Below are 10712 nucleotides of genomic sequence, written 5' to 3'. Positions count from 1 at the left end.
GGATCGTTACCGACTTGAATCATGGAAATCCCCAGTTCTTCATCCCGTTCCATCTGCCGGGATGCATCAACGATCGCTACCATCACGGCTTTGCGGTCATCTGGTTCTCCATCGGTGATCACTAGGATAGTTTCTCCACCTGGCTTCGTTTGCCCTGCGCTTTTGCGCTGAAAGTAGCGATCGGTTGCATCCTTGAGTACAGCCGCTAGGTTAGTAGTACCAGCCGGGTCATTTTCTTGGAAAATTTGTGCGACTTTATTTGAGTTGACATTATCGTAGCGTTTGAACCGACTGGAAAACAGGTAAACAGTAATTCCATCCGGATCGAACTGTTCACACTTTCTTGCCAACGCTAGGGTAGATTCCTGTGCCGCCTCCCAGCGACTTCTTCCACCCGCTTGGTCTGGAGTGGACATACTGCCGCTTTTGTCAATGATTAATGTGTAATCACGGTCTTGCACAATATAAAGTCTCCTGCGACTAACTTAATCGTTGATGGCATTCAGCAACACTTCCGCCAGAGTCATGTTCTCCATGTCATCCAGCGTTACTGTATCCACGATGTCGAACTTAGCACCAGCACCTTGGAGTTCATCATCGAGTGCTTTGAGGAAACGAGTGGCTGTGGCATCGCTACCCACTTGAATTAGCGAAATCCCTAGTTCTTCATCCCGTTCCATATGGCGCGATGCTTCAATGATCACCCGCATCACAGCTTTGCGGTCATCCGGCTCCCCATCGGTTATCACTAAAATAGTTTCTCCATTAGCCTTTGTTTGCCCAGATGCCTTGCGTCGAAAGTAATCGTCAGTAGCATTCTTCAGCACAGCAGCAAGGTCAGTGGTACCCATCGGGTCGTTTTCTTGAAAAATCTGAGCGACTTTGTTGGCGGTCACATTGTCGTAACGCTTAAAGCGACCAGAAAACAGGTAAACAGTGATTCCATCTGGATCGAACTGTTCGCATTTTCTTGCCAGTGCAAGGGTCGATTCTTGAGCAACTTCCCAACGACTTCTTCCACCCGGTTGATCTGGGGTAGACATACTGCCGCTTTTGTCGATGATTAATGTGTAGTCACGGTCTTCCATAATAGAACCTCCCATAGCGAGAATATACCTCCCGTGATTGTTCCAGTTTCCTAATTTAAGCCTATACGACTCCCTAGACCAGCTTGGCAGAACTACCCACCTCGAAAAAATCCTTCCTGTTTCCTGGGCTTTCTGGAGTCTACTTTGCTAGGAGGGACTGGTGGAAAACTTTCGCCGTGAAGGTCTAGGGTGTGTTTTTAAACTCTATATTTACCCGTCTGTTGCGAAGAAAATCCCCCCAGCCCCCCGATGAATTGGGGGAGAATCCAGTCAAAGTCCCCTTAATAAAGGGAACTTTCGGAGCACTCTGGATTTGAAAACACACCCTAGCCATCTAAATATTGTGTGTTTTGAAAAGGGCTTGTGGTTTCATTCATCAAAGTCATCCCACTCGTTACTTCAAACATCTAATTCAAACATCTAATTGGAGTAAAACCCAGAATTTTTCTCAAGTCATAGCAACTTTGTGCAAAAGCAACAAGACTGTGCAAGACAGGTGATGCTCTGTTTGCCATAGTGACAGGCAAACACCCAGAGAAGTCTGATTTCCTTGGGAAGCAAGAAAAATATGAGCTTGAACTAACTTACAGGAAAAAATCTGATCAATAAGATACAGCCTAAGGAATCGAAAACTACATAAAAAAAGCTAAGAAATGTTCAGGGATTCGATAAATTCAGAGGCTATCTAATCAGTATAAATACTCTCAAACTAGCATCCTAGCGAGTGAATTCAAGCTGATCGCCCTAGAAGACTATTGAAAGTTGCTAGCCATCATGAGGTGCGCGTATGTCATTCCACCGAATCCACCAATCCAGCTCTCAGAACACTCAGACTTCACAGACTACGTCTCAGTTTGCACCTCGTCCTTTCCCTATTGAGCAGACTCAAGAGGAATCGGGGATGCCTCCCACACAGGAGGAAATCGAGAATGAAACATTCGAGCACGACAAGTCTGAAGCAACGAGGCTACAGCTTAAAGAGAAGTACGACACGATCGCTCCCGCAGAGCAAGAAAGGCTGGGTGTGCTGCAAGCGAAGATGGATAGCTTTTGGGTACAGCGGCGGGAAAGGACTAAAACACAGCCGAACTTGTTAGAAATCCTGACTCGGAAGGGTAAGGCAACTCCTGCAACAGCAACAGCAGCACCGATTCAGCCCAAGCTAGCCATTGGGCAACCGAATGATCAGTACGAGCAAGAGGCTGATCGAGTGGCGGAACAGGTGATCAGTATGGCTTCTCCGGCAGCTTCCAATGTTCAGCGTCAGACAGAGGAAGAAGAACAGACAGAAATTCAGACGAAACCACTGGCAGAGACAATTACGCCGATGGTACAGCGTTTCGAGGCTTCAGAGGATGAGGAGCCAGTGCAGACCAAGTGTGAGGGATGTGAAGGAGAGGAGCAGATTCAGCGATCGGCTGATAGTGTAGCTCAATCTCAACCCAATTTGGAGAGTCGGCTCAATAACAGCAAGGATGGAGGTAGCCCGTTATCGGATGAGGTGCGATCGTTCATGGAGCCGCGCTTTGGCTTTAACTTCAGCCAGGTTCGAGTCCATACCGACAGCGAAGCGGTGCAGATGAATCGGGAGTTGAATGCTCAGGCATTTACTCATGGTAGCCACATTTACTTTGGGGAAGGGAAGTCTCCTGCTAATGATAATTTGACGGCTCATGAGATGACTCATGTGTTACAGCAAACTGGGGGGGAGCAGCTTCAGGCTAAATTTTTCAACCTAGAGACTCACCCCATTACGATTGCCAATAGTCAGGATGGCTGGGTACAACGGCGTTACCCTAACGACCCTGGTGAAGTATTCCTCATGACATTGGCAGATAGTGTACTCAAGCTAGGAGCTAGTGAGGTTATCGAAGGCAAAAAAACTCGTAAACAACTCGTCAATGAAGCTTTCTGGATGGCATATCCAGAAATGAGCGGTATGCAAATCGGACACGTGTCTGATCCAGAGCAAAAGAAAATATACGAGGATGCCTGGAAATATATCGATAAACTGTATCAAGACGTTTACGCACCAAAAAAGAAAACTGCTAAATCTGAATCGGAAGAAACTGGATCGCAGGAAGCAGAATCTCCTCTATATGGCCCCTGGCAGGATTTAAACGATGTCGGCACTTGGTATGACCCTCTAGATGAATACGAAAAAATAATTGATTATTTGATGCAACCAAGCTTCATCACCAAGGATGCCAGAAATTTGTCTGAAAAAGACCTACAAGCAGGAATAGAGGGATTATCCCTCTTGGTGAATAGCGATAAGTTTGATGAATACCAGAAGTTTGAAGGGAACTGGCGCTTGAGTTTATTAAAGCAAGAACAACGGTGGCGTAGTAAATACTTTAAGTATAGAGATTTTTTCGGAAAGAAAATTTTTACACCTGATTATATGGCATTTTTGTTATCAACTACGCTCCAAACGGAAGAAGATGTAGCAGATGCATTATTTACCCTAAGTGAAATCATAGATCACCTCGATCCGAATGATGACTTTGATGGATTGCTCGATAATGCGAAAGAGAATTTAGAAATTTTAGATTTAGAGCTACAAAAATATGAGTCGTATGCTGAAAATCAAACACTAGGCGTTGAAGTCCAATTTCAACCCTTGCCCGAATTACCTCCAAGAATCCTATTGTTAGCTCCCTATAGTGACGCAGCCATTGCCAAAGAGCTTTACGGTGATGACGGTAAGGAAATCAGTCATTCACCAGAAGACCAAAATATCATAGAAGTTGATTACAAATTATTACTCCCTAAATGGAAATCTCATTTTCAGTTAGAAACTAACGAAGCAGACTCAGAAATGCAGTTTGAGCTTCTACCCGCTCTATCGGATGACTCACCTCCAAGCATCCTGTTACTAGACGACTATAGTGACGCAATCATTGCCAAAGAACTTTATGGTGATGATAGTCGAGGAATTACTCATTCTTCAGAAGGCCCCAGGATTATACTCTATGAATATGAACTCCTCGTACCTAAGTGGAAGCGTGTCCTGCCTATAGATCAACATGAATTTGTTGATGAAATGCAGTTTGAACTTTTACCTGCTCTATCGGATGACTCACCTCCAAGCATCCTATTGTTAGCTCCCTATAGTGACGCAGCCGTTGCCAAAGAACTTTACGGTGATGATAGTCGAGGAATTACTCATTCTTCAGAAGATTCCAATATCATATTCTATGATTACGAACTTCTACTACCTAAGTGGAAGCATATCTTTCCTATGGATAAACAGGAATTTGTGGATTTATGTACTGAAAGTATGGGAACCGTTACTCAGGCATATCTAAGGGCAACTAGAGTTATGGAACAGTTGGCAGCAGCTTATTCAGATGCTTGGGAAAACCACAAAAAGACTTTGGAGGAACAAGAGGTATCTAACCAACTTGCTGAGGAAATTCTTCTGGAGGCAGCCTTAGCTTTTGTTCCAGGAGGTATAGGAAGCAAGGCGGCGAAAATGATGAAAAGTATCAACGCAGGAGAGTTCATGGTCGATGGAGTTAAGGACATGGCTAAAGCGGGTGTACGTGGTGTTGAAGGTGCTGTCTTGCCCAAAGGCACAAGCTCAATGCAGCCTATCGGAGCAAACCCTAAAACATGGCGTGCAAAATATGCGGATTCGGTAACCGCACAGTCAGAAGAAATCTTGAAAATTATTAACGAATGGTCGAGTAAAGCAAACATTCGAGATCCCGATTTTTCTATGAATTTTGACCCAGTTAACCGTACAAGGCAATCTCTAGTTGTAGACGGTCAATTTCTTGGTGATGTTACAGTTCCAGTTCTGGATGAATGGGCACGTAAGTTTGAATTAGGTTTTTGGAAAGCGTGGCTGGAAAGATATGCTTATACTGTAGAAATAGAGTTTATCAGTTCAGGAAAAGCTTTTATCGGAACCTCTCACTACAGGCCAAAAGAAAATCAGGGTGAGGAGATTCGGAAGCGAATTAATGAACTAGGAGAAAATGGTGATTTGTGGCTAGAGACTTATGGTGGTGTGGCTCTTCAACGTGCAGAAGCTGAAGCTCACCGTCTTAACCGTGGATAAATTCTTATCTGAAGAACTTCTCTAGTAAAAAATACCGACGTATAGTTATAAGCTGTGCGTCATCTAGTTTTAGAGAGCAATCTAAGGCAGCAAACAGTTTCAGGCGCTAAATTATCAAATTTAGATGCGCGTTAGCTTATCAACTCACGTTGAGGCATTTCCAAACTATAGCGGTGGGCTTGACAGCCAGGAAACTCAACTTCTACCGTCACATGCATGATCGCATCTACCAAATTTGTAGATTTATGATTCAAAAAACCTAGATGTTATCCCGGAAGTTGGCTTAACTATTTCGGGATTCCTATTTAAGATGCATAGCCTAGAATTAGATGCTAGGAAGCAGAGACTGCAAGGGTGAGGATATCAATACGGAGTACATCAAAAAAATTTGAGTATCTTGCATAAAAGTGAAAGCGAGGGGTGATAGGTACTATAACTATGCAGTAAAAGCTGACGTTTCTCAAAGGAGCTGAAAGATGTTTAGGAAATCTCCAATCCAAAAATCATCGCACCCTACCCTGGACGTTTCACCATTACAAGAGTTCGTTGTGGAGTTAGACGAACACAACGAGGAATTATTGTCAGGTGGTAGCTTGGATACTCTAGGAATACTCCAACCTCAGGTGTTGAAGAAAGACCCCGAGCCTCTAAAAATGGGGGTGTACTTCGATTATATAAGCAGCGGATTATCATAACCTCTTGAGAGAGCATTGAATCAGAAGAGGCAGAACCTAACTTCCGAAAGAAACTTATAACCGAACTAACTCTGCCTAACCAAACATGGATTACTTTCCTGAATAAGGATAAAGTGAAGACCCAAATACTTCAGCAAACCGCAGGCAAAGCTATTTACTGGAAAAAGTAATTGATCAAGTAAGGAGAAAGTTGAATCAAAGACTAGCCAACAAACCTATATAGCACAATTGGGGTGTCCACAGCTGTATAGGTGGAAGAGGCGGCATCAAGATGCGATACAGTATTTCATTTGATTAGTCCCAGCCTTTCTAAGGCAAGCATTACGGCTGCGGTACGAGTCTGAACTCCAAGTTTTTCGTAAATATGTTCCAAATGTTTTCTGACCGTTCCAGTACTGCAACCCAGAAGCTGAGCAATTTCTGCATTGCTTTTGTCTTTCGCAGTCCAAAAGAGGACTTCTGCTTCTCGTTTCGTCAATCCAATTAACTCTAGAGAAGCTGCTGAAAATGATTCAAATTGTTGCTCTTCGAGTAACAATAAATACTGTTCTTTATCTGGGTTGGGAATGAGGCGAATGGTTAATCGTCTTCCGGATTGCTCGACCTGTAACGGCAAACATTGAGAAGAGATATTTCCCTGTTGAGCAAATTTTGATATTTGATATCTTATCCAACCTTGCAACTTCTCGGGTAACTGGCTTTGAGAGGGAAGAGAAAAATAACAATGTAGCAACTTCCAAGCCCTCTGAGTAAGGAGCTTCACCTTTCCATCACCCGACAAAATGATTGTCCCTGCTTGCTCCAATGCCTGATTAGATTGTGCTAATGTTTGTTCCATCTGAGCAAACATTTGAGCGTTCAAGTATGCTTGAAGGACGTGAGGACGAAGTAAATTTAGGATTAAGCGATCGCGTTCTGTAAAACTGCGCTGCTCGCGGGTCACACTAATTGCCACATGGATTGGACTGGAATTAAATTGGCTTACTTGAGCTATTGAATTGGTGTGAAAGGTCATACAAAGTTCATCTTCTTGCCCCAAAGGATGAAGGAATTTGCCGTAGTATTCCAACTGATAAAGCTGCGCTTCATTCATGAAATCGGAAACTTTATGAGCGCATCCATCCAACGTTTTTGAATAATAGCTAACTACAGGATGTTGACGACACTCCTCAGACGTGAGTGGGACAGCTTGGTCAACAATATCAACAGAAGTGAAGTAATGAGGCGAATTATTAGGAGTAAAAACACGGATATCTGTTTCAATAAGTGAGTCCATGTAAGTAAAGATGGTGATTTCTGAAGCAACGATTTTCGGAATGATGCTGAGCAGCTGACCTGGAAAATTTTTAACAGAACAAGGTTTATAGAGTTCTATAAGAAATTCTGAAATTTTTTGGAAATCCTTGTGTGTCAATGTCGTCATGGTCCTTCCGCCTCTACCTATTGGATTTATGCCGATTCTGTTGCGGGTTGAATCCCCAAAGAAACTTTTATTACGAATTTGTCATAATCCTGTACGCAGATCGTCGTATTGTTTTCCCAATTTTAGAATGATATTCCGTTAATAAGAAAAGTCGATGTGATTCGCTTACGCGATAGCTTCGCTTCAGTTTGATTTCACTTCTATCAATCCAATTGATTTATCGCTATACAACGGTATAGCCAATAAAAGATGAAATTGCCGTACATTTATTGCGATATTAAACTGCTTACATAAATGCTTAAAGCAAGGCTAATAAGTATCAAAAGTATGTAGTAAGAATTGGCTTTTTTAGGAGGTTTCTTATTCAATGCAAGAAAACATAACTGTAGCTTGCAAGGGGCAAATCCCTCAATACAGATTGAGGTTTGTTAAAGAGTATATCGACGATTATCTAGAGCAAAAATTGAGTTTGAGCGAACTGGCAGCGATCGCGCAACTCAGTCCCTACTATTTCTGTCATGCTTTTAAACAATCTACTGGTATCAGTCCTTACCAATATGTGATTCAACAGCGAGTAGAACGGGCAAAGCAATTATTGATGCAAGGAAAAATGAGTATTGCTGAGGTTGCACAAACCTGTGGCTTTACCCACCAAAGTCATCTGAATCGGCACTTCAAACGCATCACTGGAGTAACACCCAAGACCTTGCTCAATTCATAGCAAGAATGTGCAAAAATCGCAAAAATGTACAAGACATTTAACGGGAGTATTTAGCCCTGTTAGGGTAAAATAACAGTTACTTTAGCACTCGTATCCGTAATATTTGCTAACAATAATTATTTAGTTAACTCAGTTTTTGTAAATTCCATATTTTTCCGTTCCCAGTTTTTTTTACGCATTGAGTCTGTCTTATGTTCACTACCTTACATCTCAAGAAGTAACTTTTACCCATGAGTTTCTCGCAAGGCTGACAAATAATCAATTGCTGCCTCTAGCTTGGAGGGATAGGAGTAAGAAAAATCTTCAAACCACCTGCCCTCTTCTGAACGAGGGTTTAATTTCTTTAACCACTCTGTTGCTTCTTGAGTAAGTGCCTCTCGTTGTCTTTGACGCTTCTGCTCTTCCCTAAGTTGTTGTTCTCTAAGTTGTTGCTCTTTGCGAAACTGTTCTTCTCTAACTTGCTGTTGTCTTTTAAGTTCCTCAGATCGTTCTTTTTCCTCAAACTCAGCCCGAACATCAGCTAATAAATTTTCCTCAGCTGGAGTGAGAAACTTACTTGAAGTCAATTGGGATTGATAAGTCGAAGAAACGGGAGGTGGAGATTTAAAATCTTCCTCCTGAAAAAGTGTCTGTTTCTCGGGCTTTAACCCTGACTCTTTTTCTTGATACTCAGCTTTGACTTGAGCCAATAAATCATCGATTGATTCCATGAGTTTGACCCCCACTTAGAAAACAATTTTAATCACAAGAGTATTGAGCAATACTTCAGTCTGGGCTATATCCTGTATTTCATCAAAGGTAACTGTATCTACAGCACCAAACTACCCCCTAATTTCCTTTGGTTAATTACTCAACACTTAAGGAACTGTTAAGTTTTAGATTAGACCCTAATTGAATTGAAGATATAGGTAGTTCTTCATCTCGCTCCACCCCCTGAGAAGTGTCGATGAATAGATTGGTACGCCCATTTGCTCCTGGGACTCCCCATCCGCAACTACTATTATTTTCTCTCTCTTTGGCTGCGTTTGACTAGCCGTATAGTGTTGAAACTGGTTGTTGATCAGACTAGGGCGTGTCTTCAAACCCGGAGATCCCCCTAAATCCCCCTTAAAAAAGGGGACTTTGAGTTGATTCTCCTCCCTTTTTAAGGGGGGATGGGGGGATCTTCTTCGCAAGACACAGGTAAATTTAGAGTTTGAAAACACGCCCTAGAGGGGGTACTCGTTACTAGAGGAGGTCACTACTATGCCTACCTAATCCGTAATGGCATTAAGTAACACTTCTGTGAGGGTCATGTCCTCCATGTCGTCCATCGTTACGGTGTCTACGATGTCAAACTTAGCACCAGCACTTTGTAGTTCATCATCTAAGATTTTAAGAAACTTGGTGGCCTGAGCATCTGTGCCAACTTGAATGAAGGAAATCGCTAACTCTTCATCCCGATCCATCCGCCGGGAGGCTTCTATAATGACCTTCATTACAGCTTTGCGGTCATCTGGCTCACCATCAGTGACAACTAGAATTGTCTCTCCGTTTAGCTTGGTCTGACCAGCGGCCTTGCGTTGGAAGTATTGGCTGATGGCATCTTGCAGGACACTCGCTAAATCTGTACGACCTGACGGTTCATTTTCTTTAAAAACTTGTGTAACTTTGTTCGTGGTCACATTGTCGTAGCGTCTGAAGCGACCGGAAAACAAGTAAACCGTGATGCCGTCTGGGTCTAGTTCTTCGCATTTACTGGCTAAGGCGAGAGTGGACTCTTGCATAGTCTCCCAGCGGCTTTTATTGCCTAACTGGTCTCGAATCGCCATACTGCCGCTTTTATCGATGATTAACGTATAGTCACGCTGTTCTAGCATGAAAATCTCCCCCAATCTGCTCAGTATGTTTCAAGGGTATCAAAAGCCGTAATCTGAGCTACGTTATTAGGGGAGTATGAGGGCGGCTTTGGCAACGTTTGGGCTGATAAAAGCCAGCTATGTACTGCTACTGGTTAGTCCGTCTTCGCTAACGCTTCCTCCAGGATTGTTTTGGGAATATGTAGCTTTTGGCGTTTGAGCTAACCCGCTAAGACTATTTCCGATAAGGCATCTTGAAGCGGCTTCCAACGGAAAGAGCGATCGCCTCCCATTTCCACAACCACTTTAACTCGTGGCTCCTGCTTGGCTAAAGTGGTTAAATATTCAACTTCCTGACTCGACAGGATATGACCCTCAATCATCCACAGCACCAACCCTTTTGACTTTGGAGACAGATGTTCGAGTTGGTAGCTCAATATAGGCGGCAGATAATAAACTCGAATATCTTTCTTACCCAAATGAGGCGGACGCACACCGTGAATGCCAGTAAGGTAGGCAGATAGGTCACCTAACCCCCTAGCCGTGATGCACAAGCTCGTATAACCTGCTGCCCGCAACCGCCGTCGATAACGCCCCTCAAATCCTCCCTCTAAGGGTACGTACACGGCTAGTGAACCCGATTGTTCCAATTTGCGGATGAATGAGCTGCCGGTTGTTAGCAGTGCCATCTCTACCTCCTTATTGTTCCTTAAGTTTTATTAATGGGCGTTAGGGATTTATTATAGATGATGGTCTTATCTCCTTGAGAGGGAGCAGGTCACGAAAAAGCATAAAGAATAACTAGACATATGTAGAAAAATAATTTATAGTATACGATTGTGGCCAAATTGACAGTTGCTCCGAAGCAACTCAGGTCG

9 protein-coding genes are annotated in these 10712 nt (G+C 43.1%); 3 read left to right on the top strand and 6 right to left on the bottom strand.

What is annotated here, in order from left to right; genetic code table 11:
* Both V6C93_RS08435 and V6C93_RS08430 read right to left on the bottom strand, forming a co-directional pair.
* Positions 1-464: VWA domain-containing protein (locus V6C93_RS08435; protein WP_349262654.1), on the bottom strand; the 464-nt coding region annotated here is incomplete at its 3' end.
* Between the two features lie 21 nt (positions 465-485).
* Complete coding sequence (locus tag V6C93_RS08430; RefSeq protein ID WP_333476204.1) at positions 486-1088, bottom strand: VWA domain-containing protein; 603 nt, start codon at positions 1086-1088, stop codon at positions 486-488.
* A 787-nt stretch (positions 1089-1875) separates the two neighbouring features.
* Between V6C93_RS08430 and V6C93_RS08425 the strand changes: the two genes are divergently transcribed.
* Both V6C93_RS08425 and V6C93_RS08420 read left to right on the top strand, forming a co-directional pair.
* Positions 1876-5157 carry a DUF4157 domain-containing protein gene (locus tag V6C93_RS08425; protein WP_333476203.1) on the top strand — a complete coding sequence of 1094 codons (3282 nt, stop codon included), beginning with the start codon at positions 1876-1878 and terminating at the stop codon, positions 5155-5157.
* A gap of 476 nt (positions 5158-5633) precedes the next feature.
* On the top strand, positions 5634-5852 hold the full coding sequence (locus tag V6C93_RS08420) for a hypothetical protein (RefSeq protein ID WP_333476202.1): 219 nt from the start codon (positions 5634-5636) through the stop codon (positions 5850-5852).
* Between the two features lie 286 nt (positions 5853-6138).
* Here the strand turns inward: V6C93_RS08420 and V6C93_RS08415 are convergent, their stop codons facing one another.
* A complete protein-coding gene (locus tag V6C93_RS08415) occupies positions 6139-7275 on the bottom strand; it encodes a helix-turn-helix transcriptional regulator (RefSeq protein ID WP_333476201.1) in 1137 nt (378 codons plus the stop codon).
* A 367-nt stretch (positions 7276-7642) separates the two neighbouring features.
* On the opposite strand from V6C93_RS08415, the gene V6C93_RS08410 reads away from it, so the two are divergent.
* Entirely contained in the window at positions 7643-7996 is a 354-nt protein-coding gene (locus tag V6C93_RS08410) for an AraC family transcriptional regulator (protein ID WP_333476200.1), read from the top strand.
* A gap of 224 nt (positions 7997-8220) precedes the next feature.
* Here the strand turns inward: V6C93_RS08410 and V6C93_RS08405 are convergent, their stop codons facing one another.
* From V6C93_RS08405 to V6C93_RS08395, 3 genes are all read right to left on the bottom strand, one after another.
* Positions 8221-8706: a salt stress protein, Slr1339 family gene (locus V6C93_RS08405; protein WP_333476199.1), complete on the bottom strand. Its 486-nt coding sequence runs from the start codon at positions 8704-8706 to the stop codon at positions 8221-8223.
* A gap of 543 nt (positions 8707-9249) precedes the next feature.
* Positions 9250-9855, bottom strand: a complete 606-nt coding sequence (locus tag V6C93_RS08400; RefSeq protein WP_333476198.1) for a VWA domain-containing protein — start codon at positions 9853-9855, stop codon at positions 9250-9252.
* 200 nt (positions 9856-10055) lie between these two features.
* Positions 10056-10523: an NAD(P)H-quinone oxidoreductase subunit N gene (locus V6C93_RS08395; RefSeq protein ID WP_333476197.1), complete on the bottom strand. Its 468-nt coding sequence runs from the start codon at positions 10521-10523 to the stop codon at positions 10056-10058.
* Positions 10524-10712 lie beyond the last annotated feature (189 nt).

Origin of the sequence: Allocoleopsis sp., assembly GCF_036703385.1 — a bacterium.
GTDB lineage: Bacteria > Cyanobacteriota > Cyanobacteriia > Cyanobacteriales > Coleofasciculaceae > Allocoleopsis.
Note: the sequence above shows the minus strand (reverse complement) of the source record. Positions and strands in the feature narration are given on the sequence as shown.